Consider the following 22,580-nt stretch of genomic DNA (forward strand, 5'->3'; position numbering starts at 1 on the left):
ACCCCTCACATCCGCTCCCCCGCAGGGGATTTGACTGCCCGTGGGTCGCACGTGCCGGGTGATAGGGTGCGCCGGAATTCTGTTGCGCAAGGCCCCCACACGCAAAGGCCCAGAACCCCCATGAGTGAGTCGACGGCGGAAGATTCCGTGCCCGAATTCGTCCCGGGCGGGCGGCGCAGGCACCGTAGGCCCCGTCCCGGCGGGACCGGCGTCCGGCGCGCGATCGTGCTCGCGATGGCCGTGCCCGTCGCCTCGGCCGCGCTGGCGGGCCCCTCGGCCTTCGCCGCCGAGAAGAGCATCGGCACCACGGCGAAGGACACCGCGCCGACCGCTCTCGACGCCGACGACCGGCAGATGGCCGTCAACCTCGACGCACGCGTCGTCGACCAACGGCTGGGCTCCGACGTCAGCGGCGTGGTCCTGGACGCCGAGTCGGACGACACTGTGTGGGACCACAACGGCTCCACCGCGCTGATGCCGGCGTCCAACGCCAAGCTCGCCACCTCGACCGCCGCCCTCACCGTCCTCGGCCCGGACCACCGGTTCACCACGAACGTCGTCTACGGCAACGGCACCCTGACCCTCGTCGGGGGCGGCGACCGGACGCTGACCAGCGCCGACCTCGCCACGCTGGCGCAGACCGCGGTCGCCGGACTCAAAGCCGCGGGGCTGACGTCCGTGAAGGTCGCCGTCGACGACAGCCTCTTCCCCGCGCCGACGCTGGCCAACGGCTGGAACACCGGCTACTACCCCGACTCCGTCGCCCCGGTCCGCGCGCTCGTCGTCGACGGACACGGCGTCCAGGACACCTCCCTCGACGCCGGGCAGGTCTTCGCCCAGCGGCTCACCGCGGCCGGCGTCACCGTCACCGGCAGCGTCGCCCGCGCCACGGCGAGCCCCACTGACGTACCGGTCGCACAGCACACGTCGGCCCCGCTGTCGGGCATCGTCCACACGATGCTCAAGACCAGCGACAACAACATCGCCGAGACCCTGCTGCGCATGACCGCCCTCGGCGCGGGCCGCCCGGCCACCTTCGAGGGCGGCACGGAGGTCGTCCGCGAGATCCTCGGCCAGCGCTACGGCGTGTCCCTCACCGACTTCCAGATCTACGACGGAAGCGGCCTGTCCCGGGCCGACCGCATTCCGGCCGCGACCCTCGCGCAGATCCTGGAACTGCTGACGGAAACCCGTTACGCGTCCACCCTCGGCTCGATCCTGGACGGTCTGCCCGTCTCCGGCGAGGCCGGCAGCACCCTCGGCCCGGAGTGGGGCCGCTTTGACGACGCCAACTCCCGGTGCGCCGTCGGCAAGGTGCACGCGAAGACCGGCACCCTCACCGGCGCCATCGCCCTCAGCGGTCTCACCCAGGGCAAGGACGGCAAGTGGAAGGTGTTCTCCTTCGTCGAGAACAACTCCACGGCCGACCCCGCCGCCATCAAGGACGCCATGGACGGCCTCGCCGCCACCGTCAACGGCTGCTGGGCCTGAGGACCTGTCCTGGTTCGACACCTCGGCCGCCCCCCTCGTGTCACCCCGGTCGGCCACGCGACGGAACGTAGCGTGGCGGTCGTAGGAGGGCGGATGCGCTCGACGGTCGAAACCCTGGTGGCGAGATGTGTTGGAGTGCGACGGCCGATCTCGTGGCGGGCGTCGGCGTCGCGGCCGTCGGGGTGGCCTGTACGGCTCGGGCGCCCAGCCGCCGGGAGCTGCCGCTCGCCGCGTTGCCGCTGCTGCTCGGCGCTCACCAGATCGTCGAGTCGGCGGTGTGGGACGCGGGCGGGGGCAGCGGTCCCGCCACCGTCGTCTGGGCCGTGATCGCCTTGCCTTTGCTGGCCGTGTGGGTGCCGGCCGGAGTCCTGTGCGCCGCCCCGGCGCGGGCCCGCGGCCGACTGGTCCTCCTCCTCGCGGTCGGCGCGGCGACCGCCGCCGTGCTGGCCTACGACCTCGCCACCGGTCCCGTGACGGCCGAGATCCGGGGCCGCACCATCGGATACGCGCTCGACGTTCCCCATCCGGCCGTGCTGGTGAGCGGCTATCTCCTGGCCACCGTCGGCTCGTTGCTGCTGTCCGGAGACCGACGGCTGCGGGGGCTGGGCATCGTGGTCGCCGTGGGCGCGCTGCTCTGCTGGGCGCTGTGGCGGCTGGCGTTCGTCTCCACCTGGTGCGCGTTCGCGGCCGTGTGCTCGGTGATGCTGCTCGGCTGGGTGCGGGCGCTGGCGGCCTCCGCACGGGCGGGCGCGCGGGCGGATCTCAGCCGCCGCACGTGAGGGTCAACGGGCCGCGGGTTCACCGGAGTACCGGTTCAACGGAGTAGCGGGGGTACCGGCACCCCGGCCGGTCTGGGGGTCTTTGGGTGCCCCTGCGGCGGTGTGTGTCAGTGCCTGACCTTAGGGTGCGTTGTGAGGGTGGCGAACGACGGGCCGGCAGGTTGCGAGTGGGGGACGCGAGCGTGGCACAACTGGTGGGCAGGTTCTCGGAACTCGCGCGGCTCGACGCCCTGCTCGCCGACCTGGGGCGACCCGGAGTCCCCACCGTCGTCGACCTCGTCGGCGAACCGGGCATCGGGAAGAGCCGACTGCTCGGAGAGGTGTGCGCCCGGGCCCGGCGGTCCGGGTGCACGGTGCTGCGCGGCCGGGCCACGGAGTACGAACAGCACGTGCCTTTCCAGGTGTTCGCCGACGCGCTCGCCGACCTCGAACCGGTCGAGCTGCTCGAGCCGCCCGCCTCTGCGGGGACGCCGGACGCTGATTCCGACCCGGCCGGAACAAGCCCCGCAGCCGGGTGCGCGGCAAGCTCCGTAGCAGGCCCAGCAGCCGGCTCCATGGCCGGATCCGGCTATGGAGCCGGCTATGGATCTGGAGCCGGATCCGCGGCCGAATCCGCCGTGCACTCCGTGCTGCACCGCCTCCGGCACGCGCCCGGCGTCGCCTCCGACCGGGACGGCGCCGCCCGCTTCGAGGTGCACCGTGCGATCGGCGCGTTCCTCGCCCGCCTGGGCGAGCGCGGTCTGGTGCTGGCCATGGACGACCTGCACTGGGCTGATCCGGCGTCACGGGAACTCGTGGACCATCTGATCCGCCACCCCGCGCACGGCCGGGTGCTGCTGGTCGTGGCCCGGCGGGCCCGGCAGACGCCGACGTCCCTGACCGCGGCCCTGACCCGCGGCGCCGACGACGGAGCCGTGCTCCACATCGCCCTGGAGCCGCTCCCCGAGCAGGAGTCCCTGCACGCCCTCGCCTCGGACGTCCCCGAGGACCACGCCCGCCGGCTGTACGCGGCCAGCGAGGGCAACCCCCTCTATCTGCTCTCCCTGGTGCACGCCTACCGCGACGGAACGCCGCTGCACACCCTCACCGCCCCCGTGGGCGCCCCCGCCGACGCCTCGGCCGCGGTCGGCGTGCCCAGCGGGCTCGCGGCGCTGCTGCTCGACGAGCTGACCGCGCTGACCGGGCCGCAGCGCCGTCTCGTCGACGCGGTCGCGGTGCTCGGCGACCATGCCACACCGCCCCTGCTGACCGTGGCGACCGGGCTCCCGCTCCCGGACGTCGAGGACCAGACCGGCGCTCTGGCGGCGCGGGACGTGCTGCGCGCCGGGCCGGGCGGCCGGTGGGCGCTGCGCCACCCGCTGGTGCGCGCACTCGTCTACGAGCACATGGCCCCGGGCCCGCGCGCCGAGGTCCATCGCCGCGCCGCACGGGAACTGGCCCGCGGCCACGCCCCCGTCACCGAGCGGGCCCACCACGTCGAACGGTCGCTGACCGGCTGGGACCCCAAGGCCGCGGACGTGCTCGTCGAAGCCGCCGCGCAGTTCGCGTCGACCGCCCCGGCCACCGCCGCCCATCTGCTGGACGCCGTCCTCACCCGTCTGCCGGACACGCCGGACCACACCCGGCGGCGCGGCGAACTCCTCCTGGCGCGCGCCCGTGCGCTCGGCGTCAGCGGCAGCCCCCGGGAGAGCCGGGCCCTGCTGCACGCCCTGATCGAGACGGCGGGCAAGGACCACCCCGAACTGCGTACGGCGGCCGTCGCGCAGTGCGCCGTGATGGAACGACACCTCGGGCACTCCCCGGAGGCCACCGCCCTGCTGCGCCGGGAGCTGTCGCGCTCGCCCGCGCCGTCCCCCGGCCACGAGGTCTCCCTGCGGCTCTCCCTCGGCATGTCCGCCCTGCTCACCGCGTCCTATCCACAGGTGCGCGCGGACGTGGCGCAGGCCGCCGCCGTCGCGCGGCACGACGACGACCCCACGGGCGAGGCGGCCGCCCTGGCGCTGGCGGCCCTGGGAGAGGCGTACGAGGGCGAGACGGCGGCCGCCGAGGGCTTCGCCGACGCCGCCTGCGCGCTCACGGACGCGCTGACCGACCCCGGGCTCACGGACCTGTGCGAGGCGCTGGTCTGGCTGGCCTGGGCGGAGACCCTGCTGGAGCGCTACGCCGACGCCGAACGGCACATCACACGCGGCCTGGACATAGCCCGCCGCAGCGGACAACTCGCCATGCTGCCGCACCTGTTGACGAGCCAGGCGTTCGTCCGCCTCACCACCTGCCGACTGCCGTCCGCGCTGGAGGCGGCCGAGGAGGCAGAGTCCATCGCCCGGGCCGTGGGCGGCGGCGACCTGCTGGCCTTCACCCTCGCCATCAAGACGCTGGTGCTCCTGCTGGCCCGTCCCTTCGGCGACGGCAGCGCCCTCGCCACCGCCGAGGAGGCCGTCGCCACGACCGGCGGGACCAAGGGCTGGTGGTCGGCCCTGGCCTGGTGCATGCTCGGCCACGCGACCTATGTGGCCGGCGATCCGCATCGCGCCCAGGAGGCCGTCATGACGGCCGGCGGGGGCCGCGACCTGCCCCTGCTGCAACCGTCGATCCGCCCGGGCCAGCTGGACACCCTGGTCAACGCGGCCCTCGCCGCCGGCGACGTCGCCCAGGCCCGACGCTGGGCGGCGCAGGCGGCGCGCGAGGCCGACCGGCTCGGCCTCTCAGGTCAGCGCGCGGCCGCCCTGCGCGCCGAGGCCGCCCTGGCCGAGCACCACGGCGACACCGGCGAAGCCGTACGCCTCCTCGACGCGGCGACCGAGGAGTACGTCCGCTGCGGCCAGCCCCTGTGGGAGGCGTACTCCCTGCTGCGGGCGGCGCCCCTGGTCCGGCGCACCGGGCAGGGACCGCGCGCCGCCGCGATGTGGCGTCGCGCCCATCGGATCGCCGTCGACGGCGGCGCACGTCTGCTGGTGGACCTGGCCGAGTTGACACGTCCCCAGATGACGGCGGACGCGCCCGCGCTCCCCGCGGAGCTGGCCGAGCTGACGGCGCGTGAGCTCGAGGTGGCCGAACTGGTGGCGGCGGGCCTGAGCAACCAGGACATCGCCGCCCGGCTCCACCTCAGCCGCCGTACGGTCGAGACCCATCTGTCCGCCGTCTACCGCAAGGCGTCCGTGCCGTCCCGGTCGGCGTTGGCCGGACTCCTGACCCGTCTCGGGCTGGGAGCGGGTCCGGGGCGCACTACGTAAGTGACTACGTGCTTTTACCGAGGCGGCCTCCATCGCGGCCGTGTACCTTCGGGGGTCGAACGAGGCGGGCGGTTCAGAGGGGACTGGGTGAGAGGGAACACCGGTGGTGTACGGGGGAGTTGGGCGACGGCCGTCCTGGTGGCGGGGAGTCTGCTGACCGGTTGCGCCGGCGGCGGTTCCGGCGCTGCGGCCAAGGGGACGGACGGCGCGTCTCCCCGGCGGACGGGCTCACCTACGATCAGCGCCTCGCCTGAAGCCACGGCGACCACTCCGGGCGGCTCGAACAGCGCGTCCGCATCCGCATCCGTCCCCGGCGCCCCCGCCGCCCCCGATCCCGCCCTCGTGCCGAAGACCGCGAAGGACGGACGGGAACTGGTCGACTCGGTGGTGCTCGCGCCGGGCGACTGGGGCCGCGGCTTCGTCGCCCAGAACCCGGCCGCCGGAAAGCAGGGCACCTGGGCGGTACTGGACGACAGTTGCCGCTGGCAGCGCGAGAAGCTCCCGCGCGGGGTGCTGGCCAGCGCCTCCCGTTACAGCCGGCTGCCCGGCGGCGCGGGCAGGAGCGCCGTAAAAGTGACGGCCGCCGTCACCGCGCACGCCTCGGTCCTCGGCGCCGACGACCAACTGAGCACCACTCTCGAGGAGGTGCTGCGCTGCCCGGACCAGCAGCCCCGCACCGACGAGCGGATCACCGGCCTGATGTCGGTGGGCACCCCCTTCGGCGCCCGCGAGCAGCAGTACGCCGACGACTCCGTGTACGAACTCGGCTCCTCCGTCGAACAGGGCGGCGCCGCCGAGTCGTACCGGTGGATGGTCGCCCGGCTCGGCACGGTCGTCGCGGCCGTCTCCGTCACCGGCGGCGAGGGACACACGCCGGCGGAACTCGACAAGGTGGGCGCCGACGCCCTCGCACAGATGCTGACGCGCGTCCAGCAGCGGCTGAAGGGGAAGTGAGCGAGTGGGGAGAGTGATGGAACCGCTCCGTGCCTCCGACCCGGCCAAGCTGGCGGGCCACCGGCTGCTCGGACGGCTCGGCGCGGGCGGCATGGGCGTGGTGTACCTGGCCCGCACGGCCGGCGGCACGCTGGTCGCGCTGAAGGTGATCCAGGCCGAGTACGCCGAGGACCCCGACTTCCGGGAGCGGTTCCGGCGCGAGGCGGACACGGCCCGCCGGATGACCAGCCCCTGGGTGGCCGCCCTGGTGGACGCGGACCCCGAGGCGGCGCAGCCCTGGCTGGCCACCGCCTTCGTACCGGGGCCCTCGCTCGGCGAGGCCGTGGCCGAGTGCGGCCCGTTCCCCGCGCGCAGTCTGCGGGTGCTGGGGGCGCGGCTCGCCGAGGCGCTGCGGGATCTGCACGCCGTCGGTCTGGTGCACCGGGACGTCAAGCCGGGCAATGTGCTGCTCGCGCTGGACGGACCGCGTCTGATCGACTTCGGCGTGGCCCGCGATCCGGCGGACACCGCGCTCACCTCGACCGGCGTCGTGGTCGGCACGCCCGGCTTCCTCTCCCCGGAGCAGGCGCGGGGCGGGCGGGACGTGGGCCCGGCCGGCGACGTCTTCTCGCTGGGCTGTGTGCTGGCCTACGCGGCCACCGGCCGCCCCCCGTTCGGGACCGGCGCGCTCGACGCGCTGCTGTACCGCGCGGTGCACGACGCGCCGGATCTGGAAGGGGTTCCGCGGGAGATCGCCGGGGCGGTGGGCGACTGCCTGGAGAAGGACCCCCTCCGACGGCCCACGGCCGAGGCGCTCCGGGAGAACCTCACCACCGCCCTCGCCGACGCCGACGCCCTGGCGGCCGACCCGCGCACCGTCGTGCTCCGTCCCGAGCCGAAGGTCACGCCCGCCTCGCCTGCCGACCCACGGGAGGCCCTACGAGCGCCACGAGCCGAGGTCGCGTCCGGCGCCGAAGCCGGTGAGCTGCCCGGGGATGCGTCCGGTCGGCTGACCGAGGGCGAAGCCGAAGGGTCGCCCGACGGCGAACGCCCCGTCGACGACACCCCCGTCGACGGCACCCCCGTGGACGAGCCCCCCGCCGACGAGCCCCCCGTCGACGACACGCCCGTTGACGACACGCCCGTTGACGAGCCCCCCGTAGACGAAGTTCCCGCCGACGAAACTCCCGGTGCCGAAACTCCCGGCGACCAAGCTCTCGGCGACGAAGCCGCCTGGCTGCCCGAGCCGTTGGTGCGGCTCATCGCCGAGCGGTCGGCCGCCGGGCTCGCGTTGCCCGGCGTCGACGACACCGAGGTCGACGGCGCGGCGAGCGACTCCGTCACGGAGCCGGCCGCCGCCCCGCCGCCCGGCCGGGCCGTCGGCAGGCGCCGGCTGCTCCTGCTGGCCGGCGGCGCGGCGGCCGTCACGGCAGGTGGCGGCCTGGCCGCCTGGGCGGCGCTCTCCGGGGACGGCGAGGACAAGGACGGCGGGAAGGGTTCCGGAGCCGCCCGCCCCGCGTACGCCATCGGACTGCACGCCGACCTGACCGGTGACCAGAAAGAGGTCGGTCAGGCCCAGGAGAACGGGCTGCGGCTGGCGGTCGAGCAGTTCAACGCCCGTGCGGACCAGCCCTTCACGCTCGCCGTGAAGACCGTGGACGACGGCGGCGACCCGGCCGCCGCGCCCGCCGCCGCGGCCCGGCTGGTCGCCGACCGTTCCGTGCTCGCCGTGATCGGCCCGACCACGGACGCCACCGCCCAGGCCTCGCTCCTGACGTACGACGCGGCGCTGCTGCCCCTCGTCGCGGTGTCGCCCGGCGCGACCGTGCTGTCGGTGCTGGGCAGCCGGTCGTTCCTGCACGCCCGGGTCACGGACACGATCCTGCCGTTCTATCTCAGCGCGTATCTGCGGGGCACCGCCAAGTCGCGCGCGGTCGGGATCGTCGACGACCGCGCGGCGGACGCCTACTCCTGGGAGATCAGCAGCCAGCTCAGCAGGGTCCTGCGGGACGCCCGGCTGCCGGCCGTGCCGAAGGTGGTCAGCGCGCTGCGGACCGACTTCGGGCCGACCCTCGACGCACTGCTGGCCGACGGCGCGGACTCCCTGGTCTTCGCCGGCTACCACGACCGGGCCGCGCTGCTGGCCCGGGAGCTCGGCAGCCGTGCCTTCACGGGGGCCAGGGCCGCCGCCGAGGGGGTGCTCGACCCCCGGTTCCTGTCCGCCGCCGGGGACGCGGCCGAGGGCTGGGTGGTCGTCGCCCCGGTGATGGACTCCTCCGTCGACCCTGCGGCCAAGACGTTCGCGACCGCGTATCGCAAGCGTTTCGGCGCGGATCCGCAGCGGTACGCCGTCGAGGCGTACGACGTGGCCCAGCTGACGCTGAAGACGATGAGCGGGCTGCCCGCCGGGGACGTCACCCGCGCGCACCTCACCACGGCGCTGCGCTCGGCGACGTACAAGGGCATCACGAAGAACTTCGCTTTCGACAAGAAGACCGGGGGGCTGGTCATCGACGGCGGCGGGGTCTTCCTGTGGCAGGTGATCGGCGGCCGGTTCCGGTACCGAGGTGCGGCGCCGTACCAGGTGTCCACGTGAGGGGCCGCTGATGGAGCCCTTGCGCGGCGGCGACCCGGCCAGGATCGCGGGCTATCGGCTGCTGCGCCGGGTGGGCGCGGGCGGCATGGGCGTGGTGTACCTGGCCCGCTCGACCGACGGCTCGCTCGCCGCGCTGAAGGTCATCCGGGCCGCGCACGCGGACGACGCGGGCTTCCGGGCCCGGTTCCGCCGCGAGGTGGAGACCGCGGGCCGGGTCGCCGACCCCTGGGTGGTGCCGCTGCTCGACGCGGATCCGGACGCGGAGTCGCCGTGGCTGGCGACGGCGTTCGTGCCGGGCCCCTCGCTGTCGGAGGCCGTGCAGGAATGCGGTCCGCTGCCGCACGCCTCGGTCCGTTTCCTGGGAGCCCGGCTCGCCGAGGCGCTGGACGCCGTGCACGGCGCGGGGCTGGTGCACCGGGACGTCAAGCCGGGCAATGTGCTGCTCGCGGTCGACGGACCCCGGATGATCGACTTCGGTATCGCCCGGACGCCGGAGGACACCGCGCTCACCGCCAGCGGGATGGTGGTCGGCTCCCCCGGGTTCCTCTCCCCCGAGCAGGCCCAGGGCCGGGGCCGGGAGATCGGTCCGGCCAGCGACGTGTTCTCCCTCGGCTGTCTGCTGGCCTACGCGGTGACGGGCGAACGCCCCTTCGGCGCGGGCTCAGCGGCCGGGGTCCTGATGCGCACGGTCCATGACGAGCCGGACCTCGACGGCGTCCCCTCGGAGCTGCTGCCGCTGCTGCGGGACTGCCTGGAGAAGTCCCCCGAGGCCCGCCCCACCGTGGCCGAGGTCCGTCGGACGCTGGACGGAGCGCGGCCGCAGGGCCGGGACGGCACGGGCGGGGGCTGGCTGCCCGAGCCGGTCACCCGTCTCATCGCGCGCCGATCGGCCGCCGTCCTCGCCCTGCCGGACGTGACGGCGACCGAGGTGCCGGGGGCGGCGCCGTACGACGATCCGGAGCCCCGCACGGACGAGGCGCCGACCGGCTCCACGCGACGCCGTCTCCTGGTGCTGGGCTCGGCCGCCGGGGTGCTCGCGGCGGGCGGTACGGCGGCCTGGTGGACGGCGGACCGACGGGACCCTACGACCGCGCAGGGAGCCCCCGCCCGGCTGCCGCGGCTGGTCGTGGCGCTGCACGCCGACCTGAGCGGCGGCGGCCGTACGACGGGCCGTGCCCAGGAGAACGGCGTCCGAGTCGCCGTCGACCGGTTCAACTCCCGCGCCGACCGCGGCTTCGAGCTGGCGCTCCAGGTGCACGACGACGCGGGCAGCGCCACCCGGGCGCGGCAGCTCGCGCAGCGGCTGACGGCCGACGACCGGGTCCGCGCGGTGATCGGCCCGACCACGGACGCCTGCGCGAAGGCCTCCCTCGCGCAGTACGGGAAGGCGCGGCTCGCCATGGTCTCCGTGTCCGTCGGCCTGGACGACGTGTCCGCCTCCGCCAACCGGGTGTACGCGGCGACCCGCCCGCCCGACGCCACCCTGGCCGCGCCGATCGTCGCCCACCTCGTCCGCACCGACGGGGCCCGTCGGACGGTGCTGGTCGACGACGCGGCCGAGGGCGACTTCAGCTGGGAGATCTGCACGCGCGTCAGCGAGGCCATGCGCTCCGGACAGGGCACCACGACCCGGCGCACCCTCGCCGCGAAGGACGACTCGGCCGACGCCTTCCGCGCCCTGGCCGAGACGCTGACCGGCTCGGGCGCGGACGCGGTGGTGTTCGGCGGCGGGTACGCGCGCGCCGCGAAACTGGCCCGGGCGCTGGACTCCGCCGGCTACACCGGCGCCCGGCTGGCCACCCAGCGCGCCCTCGACCCCCGCTTCCTCACCCTGGCGGGGCCCGCCGCCGAAGGCTGGGTCTTCGCCACCGCGTTCCTCGACCCGACCCGGGTGACGGCCGCGAAGCCCTTCGTCGCCGCCTACCGCGCACGCTTCGACGCCGCTCCGCCCTGGTACTCGGCCGAGGCCTACGACGCGACGCTGTTCGTGGCCCGCGCGATGACGACGCTGGGCGCGTCCCACGCGGAGCGGGGCGCGATCGTGGACCGGCTGCGCGCCACCGACTACCGGGGGATCACCAAACGGCTGCGCTACACCTCGTCCAGCACCGGCTACACCGTGGACGGGCTGTACCTGTTCGAGGCGTCCGGCGGCCGCTTCCGCTGGCTGGGCCAGTACCAGGACGCCACGGCCTGACCCGGCGCCCCTGCCCACCCTGCCCACCCTGCCCACCGCCGCGTACCCCGCGCACCCCCGCCTGCTCCCGCCCCCTCCGGCCCGCACTCCCGCCCGCGTATGCGAAAGAGTTTCGTAACCGGGGCATTTCTCCTCCTTGTCCTGGGCGTGAAGCACGTGTCAGTGTCCCGCTCCAGCAGGCAGGCCGCCGTGGCGGTGCATTCGAAAGGCTTTCGCTCAGCTTTCTGATCTGCCTTGCGTCACCCATGGCAGTGCGAGTGAAGAGAGACAGAGCATGCACGGGATCCCGAGAAGCAGAACGCGGCGAGTCGTCGTGTCCCTCACCACCGTGTCGGCCGCCTTGGCGCTGGCCGCCTGCGGCACGTCGGGACCGTCCACGTCGTCGTCCTCGGCGGGTCTGACGATGTGGGCGCTGAACGACCAGACGATCCTCAAGGAGTCCGTGGACGCCTACAACAAGGACCACCCCGACGCGAAGATCACGCTGCGGCTGTACGCGAACGACGACTACAAGCAGAAGCTGCGGGTCGCCTTCGGCGCGGGCCAGGCGCCGGACCTCTTCTTCAACTGGGGCGGCGGCGCGCTGAACGACTACGTGAAGGCGGACAAGGTCGACGCGCTCACGGACGCGCAGGTGGACACCGGCCGGTTCACGCCGAGTGTGATGGAGAGCGCCACCTTCGACGGCAAGACCTACGGCGTTCCCGCCAACGGCCTCGCCCCGGTCGTCCTCTACTACAACAAGAAGGTCCTCAAGGACGCGGGCGTCGAGCCGCCGACGACGTACGACGCACTGCTGACGGCCGTGAAGAAGCTGAAGGGCGACGGCAAGGTGCCGCTGTCCCTCGCGGCGAACTCCAAGTGGCCCACGCTGATGTACCTGGAGTACCTGCTCGACCGCACCGGCGGCTCGCGGGTGTTCTCGAAGATCGCCTCCGGTGACGCCTCCGCCTGGAAGGACCCGTCGGTCACCGCGGCCGACCAGAAGCTCCAGGACCTGGCGAAGGCCGGCGCCTTCGGCGACAACGCCTCCTCCGTGAGCTACGACCAGGGCGCCTCCACGGCCCTGCTCTACACCGGCAAGGCGGGCATGGAGCTGATGGGCACCTGGGAGTACGCCAACCTGGTCAAGGCCGCTCCGGACTTCGCGAAGAAGGACCTGGGCTATGTCGCCTTCCCGGCGCTGACCGACGGGGCCGGCAGCGCGAAGAACATCGTCGGCAACCCCTCGAACTTCCTGTCGCTGAACTCGGCGAGCACGCACAAGAAGGCGGCGCTGGAGTACCTGAAGGACTATGTGATGAACGCCTCCCAGATGGACGCCTACCTCGCGGCCGGCAGCGTCCCGCCCGTCAACGGTCTGGAGTCGAAGCTGGCGGCCACGCCGTCGTCGTCCGACAAGGAGTGGCTGACGTTCGTCTACGACCTGGTGCAGACGGCACCGAGCTTCCAGCTGTCCTGGGACCAGGCGCTGCCGTCGGACCAGGCCGATCCGCTGCTGACCAACGTGGACAAGTCGTTCCTGCGGCAGATCGAGCCCACGCAGTTCGGCGAGAACATGAGCGAGGCGGCGCAGTAATGACGACCCTGGTCTCCACCCCGAACCCGGTCGCGCCCAAGGAGGCGCGGCCGGGCAGGGCCCACGGCAGGCCCCACGGGAGGCGTCGCTTCACCGGCGTCCTGATGGCCGCTCCCGCCCTGCTCCTGTTCGGTCTGTTCGGCCTGGTCCCGCTGGTGGGCGTGGTGGCGCTCGGCTTCGCCCGCTGGGACGGCCTGGGCGACCTCGGCTGGGCGGGCTTCGACAACTGGAGCGGAGTCCTCACGGACGGGGCGACCTGGCAGGCGCTGTGGCTCACGGTCAAGGTGATGGTGATCAGCTGGCTGGTCCAGACGCCGCTCGCCCTGGCGCTCGGGCTCTTCCAGGCTCCCCCGGGCCGGTTGCGCGCGCTGCTGGCGGTGCTGTGGTTCCTGCCGCTGCTGCTGTCGGCCGTGGCGATCGGCCTGACCTGGCAGGCGCTGCTCGACCCCTCCTTCGGCGTCGGCGCCACGCCCGGACTGCACTGGCTGGCCAAGCCGCTGCTGGGCTCCCCGGAGCTGGCCCTCTACACGGTGATCGCCGTGATCGCCTGGCAGTTCGTGCCGTTCCACGCCCTGCTGTACCAGGCCGGGCTACGGCAGATTCCCGTCTCGCTGTACGAGGCCGCCGCCCTCGACGGCGCCGGGCCCACCACCCGCCTCCTGCGGATCACCCTGCCGCAGCTGAAGTACACGGTGGTCACGTCGAGCACGCTCATGCTGGTCGGCTCGCTGACCTACTTCGACCTGATCTTCGTCCTGTCAGGCGGCACCGGAGGCCCCGGCACCGCCACCCGCGTCCTTCCCCTCGCCATGTACATCACCGGCTTCCAGGCCCACGACATGGGCCGGGCCAGCGCCGTCGCCACCCTTCTGGTGGTCACCGGCCTCGGCCTGTCGCTGCTGACCACCCGGCTGTCCGGCTTCACCCGGATGGACAGCCAGCAGGAGGGCATGTGAGCACCGTCATGACCGTGCGCCGTGCCGTCACCGGCAGTGCCGCGCTGCTGTGGACGGCGCTGGTCGTCGTGCCCCTGTACTGGCTGGTGGTGACCAGTCTGCGCAGCCGTACGGACTTCACCGCCGACAGCCCGCTGGCGCTGCCCGGCGACCCCACCCTCGCGAACTACCGGACCGTCCTCGCCGGCGACTTCACGACCTATCTGCTCAACAGCGTCGTCGTGACCGTGGCGACGGTCGCGCTCACCGTCGCCGTCGCCCTGATGGCCTCGTTCGCGATCGTCCGCAACTCGGACAGCCGCTGGTCGCGGCTGACCTTCCGGCTGTTCCTGCTCGGGCTGGCGATCCCGCTGCAGGCGGTGATCATCCCGGTGTATCTGCTGATCATCCGGATGAACCTCTACGACAGCCTGCTCGCGATCGTGCTGCCGTCGGTGGCCTTCGCCCTGCCGATCACCGTGATGATCATGGTGAACTTCCTGCGGGACGTGCCCCGCTCGCTGTTCGAGGCGATGATCGTGGACGGGGCGGGCGACTGGCGCATGCTGTGGTCGCTGGCGGCCCCCATGGCCCGCCCGGCCCTCGTGACCGTCGCCGTGTACGACGGCCTCCAGGTCTGGAACGGCTTCCTCTTCCCGCTCATCCTCACCCAGAGCGGAGACAAGGCGGTGCTTCCGCTGGCGCTGACCCTCTACCGGGGCCAGTTCGGCATCGACGTCCCGGCCACGATGGCCGCCGTGGTGCTCTCCACGCTGCCCGTGCTGGTGGTGTTCGTCCTCGCCCGACGGCAGCTCGTCGCCGGTCTCACCGCCGGCTTCTCCAAGTAGCACCCCCCTTCCTCATAGAGCCCCCATTTCCCCAAAGCACGTCCCGCGCGGCGGCCCGTCGGCATGCCCGGCTGCCGTGCGCGTACCCCTGCGCTTCTCACGAGGAGTCGTGAATGACGACCACCGTCCCGGACCACGGCGGCATCCCGCACACGGAGGACGACCGGCCCTGGACCGACATCACCCTGCCGACCGCCGAGCGCGTCGAGACCCTCCTCGCCCGGCTCACCCTCCGGGAGAAGGTCGCCCAGCTCAGCAGTACCTGGGAGGACATCGAGGCCGACGGCCCGGAGGTGGCCCCGGGCAGCAACCACTTCGGCCGGGTCGGCGACCTCGACGAGACCGCCCGGCACGGTCTGGGCCAGCTCACCCGCCCCTACGGCACCCTCCCCCGGCCCGCCCTCGAACACGCCCGGCTGCTGGCCGCACACCAGCGGCAGGTGACGGGACAGAGCAGGTTCGGCATCCCCGCCATGGCCCACGACGAGTGCCTGACCGGCTTCACCGCCTACGGCGCCACGATCTACCCCACCTCCCTGGGCATGGCGGCCGCCTTCGACCCGGAGCTGGTCCGCCGGGTCGGTGCGGCCATCGGCGCCGACATGGCCGAGGCCGGGGTCCATCAGGGCCTGGCCCCGGTGGTCGACGTCATCCGCGACTACCGGTGGGGCCGCTGCGAGGAGACCTTCGGCGAGGACCCCCACCTGGTCGGCGAGATGGCCGAGGCCTATGTCCTGGGCGTGCAGAGCGCGGGAGTGATCGCCACCCTCAAGCACTTCGCCGGCTACTCCGCCTCCATGGGCGGCCGCAACCACGCGCCCGTCCAGATGGGCCGCCGGGAGCTCTTCGACGTGATCCTGCCGCCCTTCGAACGGCTCGTCGCCGCGGGGGTGGGGTCCGTCATGAACTCGTACGCCGAGATCGACGGCGTGGCTCCCGCCGCCAGCGAGTGGCTGCTCACGTCCGTGCTCCGCGACCGGTGGGGCTTCGAGGGCACCGTCGTCTCCGACTACTGGTCGCTGCCGTTCCTGGTGAACGCCCACCGGGTGGCGGCCGACCTGCCCGCCGCCGGGGCGCTCGCCCTGCGGGCCGGCATGGACGTCGAGCTGCCGGACCAGCGCGGCTTCGGCACGGCGCTCGTCGGCGCGGTGCAGCAAGGGCTGGTGGACGAGAGCGTGGTGGACCGGGCGGTGCGCCGGGTACTGCGGCAGAAGGTCGAGCTGGGGCTCCTCGACCCCGACTGGGATCCACGGCCGCCGGGCCTGCGCGCGGGCGCGCTCGAGCTGGACAAGCCGGAGCACCGGCGGCTGGCCCGCGAGGTCGCCCGGGCGAGCGCCGTGCTGCTGGCGAACGACGGGATCCTGCCCCTCCCCGCCACGGGCCGGATCGCCCTGATCGGCCCGTGTGCCGACGACGTCCGCACCCTGTTCGGCTGCTACAGCTTCCCCAACCACGTCCTCGCCGACCGCGACGACCTCGGCGACGGCGTCGAGGCGATCCCGCTGCGCGCCGCGCTGGCCGCCGAACTGCCGGGTGTGGACTGGGAGTTCGTCCAGGGCTGCCCGATCCGCGAGGAGGACCGCTCCGGGATCCCGGCCGCGGTGGCGGCCTGCGCGGCCGCCGAGGCGACCGTCCTGGTCGTCGGCGACAAGGCCGGCATGTTCGGCGTCGGCACCTCCGGCGAGGGCTGCGACGTGGAGGACCTGCGGCTGCCCGGCGTACAGGAGGAGCTGGTGGAGGCCGTGCTGGCGACCGGCAGGCCCGTCGTGCTGGTCGTCAGCAGCGGCAGGCCCTATGCCGTCGGGCGGTTCGCCCGGGACGCCGGGGCCATGGTGCAGGTCTTCCTGCCCGGCGAGGAGGGGGGCCGGGCGGTGGCCGAGCTGCTGTCCGGCACGGTGAACTTCAGCGGAAAGCTGCCGGTGCAGCTGCCCACCTCCCCGGGCGGACAGCCGTACACCTATCTGCATCCGCCGCTGGGCGACCGGCAGAGCTGGCTCTCCAATCTCGATCCGAGCCCGGCGTTCCCCTTCGGGCACGGGCTGTCGTACACCTCCTTCGAGATCGACGGGCTGGGCGTCGACCGTGAACGGGTGCCCACGGACGGGGAGTTCACCGTCTCCGTGCGGGTGCGCAACACCGGGGCGCGGCCCGGCGCCGAGACGGTCCAGCTGTACGCCGTCGACCCGGTGGCCCAGGTCACCCGGCCGGTGCGGTCGCTGCTGGCCTTCGCCAAGGTCCCCCTCGGACCCGGCGAGCGGGCCACCGTCCGCTTCACCGTCCACACCGACCGCCTGGCCTTCACCGGGCTGGCGGGGCGGCGGGTCGTGGAGCCCGGCGAGATCCTGCTGCACGCGGGATCGTCGAGCCTGGACACCCCGGCCCGGGGGGCGGTCGTCCTGGTCGGCGAGGAACGGGACGCGACGGCCGTACGACACCACGGCGTGCCCGTGAGCGTCGAGCGGGCGTGAGCGCGGGAGGGGCTCGGGCCCGGGGGCGGGGGCGGACCGTGCGTGCGGCGGTCTTGTCCCCGGTCGCCCGGGCCCGTTAGCTTGCGGCGGAGGTTCTGACCAGGGATGCGGTGCGGTTCGGCGCGTGGGTGTCGGCAGTGGGACGGGATCGGGTGACAGCTCGGAGCAAGGCTCATCAGGAGGCGCAGTACGGACTCCTGACGGACATAGCCGCCCAGGCGGGGGTGTCCCTCAGCACCGTTTCCAAGGTGGTGCACCGGCGTCGTGACGTCGGTGCGGCGACCCGCGCCCGCGTGGAGGAGCTGCTGGACCGCAGCGGATACGTCCGCCCGTGGGAGCGGGAGGCGGCCCGGCCGCGGCAGATCATCGCGGTGTTCCGGGACATGTCCGGGCCCTACACCCTGGAGGTCGCCCGCGGGATCGTGGACGCGGCCGGCGAGCTCGGCATCAACGTGGTGACCGGGACGACGAGCCGGCGGCCCATCTCGCGCTGGCTGGAGGAGTGCGTGGCGCTCGACGCGGCCGGGCTGATCATCGTGATCTCGATGCTCTCCGAGGACGACCAGCGCCGGATCGTCGAGCAGCGTCTCCCGGTGGTGCTGGTCGACCCGCTCAGCGCGCCCTCCCCGGACATCCCGAGCATCGGGGTGACCAACTGGAGCGGGGCCAGGGACGCGATGCAGCATCTCCTCGGGCTCGGGCACACCCGCATCGGCATGCTCGCGGGCCGGTCGCACTCCCTGGCCGGCGCGGCCCGTCTGCACGGCTACCGGGCCGCCCTGGAAGAGGCCGGGATCCCTTACGACCCGGCGATCGTCCGCTCCACCGACTTCGACTACGACGAGGCGCTGGCCGCCACCCTGCACATCCTGCGCTGCGCCGAGCCGCCCACGGCCGTCTTCGCGGCGAGCGACGCGCAGGCCCTCGGGGTGCTGGAGGCCGCCCGCCAGGCGGGGCTCGGGGTGCCGGACGAGCTGGCCGTCATGTCCTTCGACGACACCCTGGTGGCGGCCATGGCCTGTCCGCCGCTGAGCGCGGTGCGCCAGCCCTTCGAGGAGCTGGGACACGAGGCGACCCGGGTCCTCATGCAGCTCGCCGAGGGCCGGCCGCCCGCGTCCCCGCGGATCGAGCTGGCGACGGAGCTGGTGCTGCGGACGTCGACGTCCGTGCCCCGTCGCCACGAGGCTCGATGAGCCTGCGGACTGTGACCATGCGGACTATGCGCGGCTCCACCGCTGGGTGGCGTTGCCGAGGGCCGTCCACAGCTGGACCTTCGATCCGTTGGCCGTGCCCCAGCTCGTGACGTCGATCGCGAGACCGTTGGAGCGGTTGACGACGGATCCGTCCAGCCGGAACGACCACTTCTGGCTGGTCTTGCCGTTGCAGGTCCACAGGATGAGCTTGGTGCCCGCGACGGTGCCGTCGCCGTCCGCGGCGAGGCACTTGCCCGCGATGCGCAGCTCGCCCGCGGTGGTCTGCGTGATCAGCTGGTTGGCGTTCCCGGAGCAGTCCCAGATCTGCACCTGCACGCCCGTCGCGCCGTTCGGGACGTCGAGGCAGCGGCCGGAGTTGGCGCCCTTCAGGGTGAAGGTCGCGTCGGTCGGCAGGGGGTCCTGGACGAGCTGCCAGTCCTGTGAGCCGTCAGCGGTCGACGACGCCAGGGTGACGGAGCCGCCCGCGCTCGCGCCCGTCATGAACAGGCTCGTGTTACGGACCGAGCGGAGCTTGTAGTACCCGCTGGTCGAGGCGACGAGGGTCCACTGCTTGTCGGTGGCTCCGTCGTCGACCCACTGGGCCAGCCTCTGCCCGGCCGTCGCGGTGCCGGTCCAGATCGCGGCCGCGCGGCCCCCGGCCTTGTTGAGCAGGGTCACGTCGCCGCCCTTGGCGGTCAGGTGCCAGCGCTGGGTGTCGGCGGTGGAGTCGGCCGCGCCCAGGACGAGGTCGGGGGTGTCTCCGGTGAGGTTCGCGTCCTGGGTCTTCCCGGACGCGGTGGCGAGGGCCTGACCGGTCAGCCGGTTGACGAGGGTGTCGTAGACGCCGTCGGAACGGCCGAGGTCGACCTCGGCGTACTTCACGGGCCCGACGCTGCCGCCGCTCCACCCGGCCTGGAGGACGAGGACGCGTCCGGTGCCCTGGACGTACTGGAGATTGCGGCTGTACCCGGCGGCGATCGTCGTCTGGTACTCCTTCCAGGCGCCGGTGCTCAGACCGGACTCGTTCACCCAGACGTCTCCGCTGCCGGACGCGTTGTAGACGATCCGGCCGTCCGGCATCGCGAGCAGGACCGGGCTGCCGCCCGTGGACAGCGTGCGGCCGCCCGAGGGCACGGGCAGTGCGGTGATCGCGGCGTCGGTCACCCCGGAGGCGTAGAACTTCAGCGGGTCGTCGGCGAGCTTGTAGCGGACGTTCGTGCCGCCGCCCCAGTACTCGTAGGTGAGCAGCCATTTTCCGTCGGCGGTCGGGGCGATGGTCGTCATGCCCGGGCGGCCGCCGCCGATCTCCGTCTTGCCGTTGTTGTTCACGGTGCTTCCCGCGACGTCGACGACCGGCTGGCTCCAGGCCGCGGTGGTGCCGTCCCAGGTCCGGTGGACGAGGATCTGGCCGCCCGAGTCCGTCGCCGTGTCGTTGTCCGGGTCGAGGGTCGGCACTCCGGTGCCGGCGTTGAAACCGGTGTAGTCGTTCTCGTCGGAGTAGTACGCGACGAGCTTTCCGCCCCGGGCCACCAGGTGCGGTTCCCAGAGGGGGTCGACCTGCGCGGAGGCGTTGGCGTTCGAGACCCGGCCGACGGCTCCCGCGCTTCCGCCCTGCCAGCCGCCGGTGGCGACGATGTTCTGGACGGTCCAGGTGGCTCCGTCGTCCGTGCTGGAGTACAGGGCGAGCGCCACGTCCTTGCGGTCGCCGTCGCCGGACGGCGTCCAGCTCGCGTCGGCGGCCTTGTGCTCCTTGTAGTAGTAGTCGTCCCCCGAGACGATGCTGGCGAGCAGCAGCGTGCCGGCGCTCAGGGAGCCGACGTCCTGCGGGAGGACGTAGAGATACGGGTTCGTCCAGTTGCTCGTGTACTTCGCGTACTGGGCGTCGCTCGACAGGTAGGCGGGCGCTTTGACGTCGGCCAGCTTCTGCCAGGTGGCGCCGGAGTCGTCGCTCTTGTAGACGGGCATCGTCTGTCCGACCGGAGCGCTCTGGCTGTTCTCGAACGCCGCCACGATCCGGCCGCTCGGCAGCTGGGCCGACTTCGGGTAGAGCACACAGGGATTCTTGTTACAGGCGGCGGTGTTGTCGGCGACATAAAGATTCGACGGGCTCGGCTGATATGCCGACGCATTCTCCGCGGAGGCGATGGCGAATGCCAGGCCGACGCCGAATGCGGACGCCGTCGCGAGCGCCTTTCTCAGCCATGTTCTTCTCAAGGTGTTTCCTCTGCTGAACGTCGGGGGCGCGGGGTGGGGATCAGTATTGGGACGCGAAGACGCCATGTCACCGGTGTGTTTCCGAAACTGTTTCGCACGCCGACGGCGACCGGGTGTTGACGCCTCTGTCGACGCCTCGGCGGCCGGAATCCGATTCCGGGCCGTTCCAGGCGTCGGCTCCGGCGTCGGCCCCGGCCCTGCCGTAGTACGAACCCGCCCCGGGGATCAAGGCCACCTCTGGATGGGCAAGGTCACAGCCGCGCCCTCTGCTGCTCACCTGCGGTTCTGGCCTAGCATCCGAGCATGACGGTCCTGCCCGACGACGGGCTTTCGCTGGCCGCCGAGTTCCCTGACGCGACCCATGAGCAGTGGCAGCGCCTTGTGGCGGGTGTGCTGCGCAAGTCGGGCAGGGAAGTCTCGGACGAGGCGGCTGAGGAAGCTCTGTCCACCGCGCTGGAGGACGGGCTGCGCGCCCGCCCCCTCTACAGCGCACACGACTCCGCGCCCGACCCCGGCCTGCCCGGCTTCGCCCCCTTCGTCAGGGGCGGCCGCGCCGAGGGCAACGCCCTCGGCGGCTGGGACGTACGGCAGCGGCACGCGGCCGACGACGGCGAGCTGGTTCTCGCGGACCTGGAGAACGGGGTCACCTCGCTCTGGCTGGTCGTCGGCGCGGGCGGCTTCCCCGTGTCGTCGCTCGGCCGGGTCCTCGACGGCGTCTATCTCGACCTGGCCCCCGTCGTCCTCGACGCGGGACGCGAAGTCGAGCCCGCCGCGGCCGAGTTGCTGCGGCTGTACGAGGAGCGGGGAGTCGCACGCGACGCCGCCCGCGGCAACCTCGGCGCCGACCCGCTCGCCCACGAGGCCCGTACGGGGGACGGCGGGTTCGACTTCGCGCCGGTCGCCGCCCTCGCACGACGGTGCGCCGAGGAGTACCCGGGGCTGCGGGCGCTGACCGTGGACGCGTTGCCGTATCACGAGGCCGGCGGGTCCGCCGCGCAGGAGCTGGGCTGCTCGCTGGCGACCGGCGTCGCCTATCTGCGGCAGCTGACCGAGGCGGGGCTGAGCGTCGAACAGGCCTGTGCGCAGCTGGAGTTCCGGTACGCGGCGACCGCCGACCAGTTCCTGACCATCGCCAAGCTGCGGGCGGCGCGCAGGCTGTGGGCGCGGGTCGCCGAGGTCTGCGGGGCCCCGGGCGGGCAGGTGCAGCACGCGGTGACGTCGTCGGTGATGACGACCCGCCGCGACCCGTGGGTGAACATGCTGCGCGCGACGGTCGCGACGCTGGCGGCCGGGGTCGGCGGCGCCGACGCGGTCACCGTGCTGCCGTTCGACCACGCGCTGGGCCTGCCGGACGCGTTCTCCCGCCGCATCGCCCGCAACACCTCGACGATCCTGGTCGAGGAGTCGCATCTGTCCCGGGTGATCGACCCGGCGGGCGGCTCCTGGTACGTGGAGCGGCTCACCGACGAACTGGCGCACGCGGGCTGGGAGTTCTTCCAGTCCATCGAGCGGGCCGGCGGTCAGGCGGCCGCGCTGCGGTCGGGGCGGGTCGGCGAGGAGCTGGCCGCCACCTGGGCGGCGCGCAGCGCGAAGCTCGCCAAGCGGCGCGAACCGGTCACCGGGGTCAGCGAGTTCCCGCACCTCGCCGAACGGTCGGTGGCGCGCGAGCCCGCGCCCGAGCCGCCCTCCGGCGGACTGCCCCGGGTGCGCCGCGACGAGGCGTACGAGAGGCTGCGCGCCCGCTCCGACGCCCACCTCGCGGCGACCGGCGCCCGGCCGCGGATCTTCCTGGCCGCGCTCGGCCCCGCCGCCGCCCACACCGCCCGTCTCACCTTCGCCTCGAACCTGTTCCAGGCGGGCGGCATCGAGCCCGTCACCGAAGGCGCGTTCGAGGACAGCGGCGCCACCGAGGTCTGCCTGTGCTCCAGCGACGCGCTGTACGAGGAGCGGGCCGCCGAGGTCGCCGCGTCCCTCAGGGCGGCGGGCGCTTCGCAGGTGTTCCTCGCCGGGCGTCCGGGGCAGTACCCCGGTGTCGACGCCTACGTCTTCGCGGGCTGTGACGCCGTTGCCGTCCTGTCCGCGACCCTCGACCGCATGGGAGTGTCCTGATGGGC

13 protein-coding genes are annotated in these 22,580 nt (G+C 73.4%); 12 read left to right on the forward strand and 1 reads right to left on the reverse strand.

The window, feature by feature from the left end; all coding sequences use genetic code 11:
* Nucleotides 1-120: 120 nt before the first annotated feature.
* From dacB to OG562_RS04550, 11 genes are all read left to right on the forward strand, one after another.
* Nucleotides 121-1,491 (forward strand): D-alanyl-D-alanine carboxypeptidase/D-alanyl-D-alanine-endopeptidase, encoded by a 1,371-nt coding sequence (gene dacB, locus OG562_RS04500; RefSeq protein WP_266393818.1) that lies wholly within the window; start codon nt 121-123, stop codon nt 1,489-1,491.
* A 125-nt stretch (nt 1,492-1,616) separates the two neighbouring features.
* A complete protein-coding gene (locus OG562_RS04505; RefSeq protein ID WP_266393819.1) occupies nt 1,617-2,270 on the forward strand; it encodes a DUF6629 family protein in 654 nt (217 codons plus the stop codon).
* 182 nt (nt 2,271-2,452) lie between these two features.
* Nucleotides 2,453-5,503: an AAA family ATPase gene (locus OG562_RS04510; protein ID WP_266393820.1), complete on the forward strand. Its 3,051-nt coding sequence runs from the start codon at nt 2,453-2,455 to the stop codon at nt 5,501-5,503.
* Between the two features lie 87 nt (nt 5,504-5,590).
* Nucleotides 5,591-6,457, forward strand: a complete 867-nt coding sequence (locus OG562_RS04515; RefSeq protein ID WP_266393822.1) for a hypothetical protein — start codon at nt 5,591-5,593, stop codon at nt 6,455-6,457.
* A 16-nt stretch (nt 6,458-6,473) separates the two neighbouring features.
* Entirely contained in the window at nt 6,474-9,032 is a 2,559-nt protein-coding gene (locus OG562_RS04520; RefSeq protein WP_266393824.1) for a bifunctional serine/threonine-protein kinase/ABC transporter substrate-binding protein, read from the forward strand.
* A gap of 10 nt (nt 9,033-9,042) precedes the next feature.
* Complete coding sequence (locus tag OG562_RS04525) at nt 9,043-11,229, forward strand: bifunctional serine/threonine-protein kinase/ABC transporter substrate-binding protein (RefSeq protein ID WP_266393825.1); 2,187 nt, start codon at nt 9,043-9,045, stop codon at nt 11,227-11,229.
* 313 nt (nt 11,230-11,542) lie between these two features.
* Nucleotides 11,543-12,808: an ABC transporter substrate-binding protein gene (locus OG562_RS04530; protein ID WP_266393827.1), complete on the forward strand. Its 1,266-nt coding sequence runs from the start codon at nt 11,543-11,545 to the stop codon at nt 12,806-12,808.
* Nucleotides 12,809-12,912: 104 nt separating this feature from the next.
* Complete coding sequence (locus tag OG562_RS04535) at nt 12,913-13,764, forward strand: carbohydrate ABC transporter permease (RefSeq protein WP_266409015.1); 852 nt, start codon at nt 12,913-12,915, stop codon at nt 13,762-13,764.
* A complete protein-coding gene (locus OG562_RS04540; protein WP_266393829.1) occupies nt 13,761-14,591 on the forward strand; it encodes a carbohydrate ABC transporter permease in 831 nt (276 codons plus the stop codon). The genes OG562_RS04535 and OG562_RS04540 overlap by 4 nt, the downstream gene beginning before the upstream one ends.
* 113 nt (nt 14,592-14,704) lie before the next feature.
* The gene (locus tag OG562_RS04545; protein ID WP_266393831.1) at nt 14,705-17,059 is read left to right on the forward strand and encodes a glycoside hydrolase family 3 N-terminal domain-containing protein; all 2,355 of its coding nucleotides are present in this window, start codon (nt 14,705-14,707) and stop codon (nt 17,057-17,059) included.
* A 152-nt stretch (nt 17,060-17,211) separates the two neighbouring features.
* Nucleotides 17,212-18,252, forward strand: a complete 1,041-nt coding sequence (locus OG562_RS04550) for a LacI family DNA-binding transcriptional regulator (protein WP_266393832.1) — start codon at nt 17,212-17,214, stop codon at nt 18,250-18,252.
* A gap of 24 nt (nt 18,253-18,276) precedes the next feature.
* Here the strand turns inward: OG562_RS04550 and OG562_RS04555 are convergent, their stop codons facing one another.
* On the reverse strand, nt 18,277-20,304 hold the full coding sequence (locus OG562_RS04555) for an RICIN domain-containing protein (RefSeq protein ID WP_266393833.1): 2,028 nt from the start codon (nt 20,302-20,304) through the stop codon (nt 18,277-18,279).
* A 465-nt stretch (nt 20,305-20,769) separates the two neighbouring features.
* Between OG562_RS04555 and OG562_RS04560 the strand changes: the two genes are divergently transcribed.
* Nucleotides 20,770-22,575 carry a methylmalonyl-CoA mutase family protein gene (locus OG562_RS04560; protein ID WP_266393834.1) on the forward strand — a complete coding sequence of 602 codons (1,806 nt, stop codon included), beginning with the start codon at nt 20,770-20,772 and terminating at the stop codon, nt 22,573-22,575.
* The last annotated feature ends 5 nt before the right edge of the window (nt 22,576-22,580 follow it).

It is taken from the genome of Streptomyces sp. NBC_01275 (assembly GCF_026340655.1).
Classification (GTDB): Bacteria; Actinomycetota; Actinomycetes; order Streptomycetales; family Streptomycetaceae; genus Streptomyces.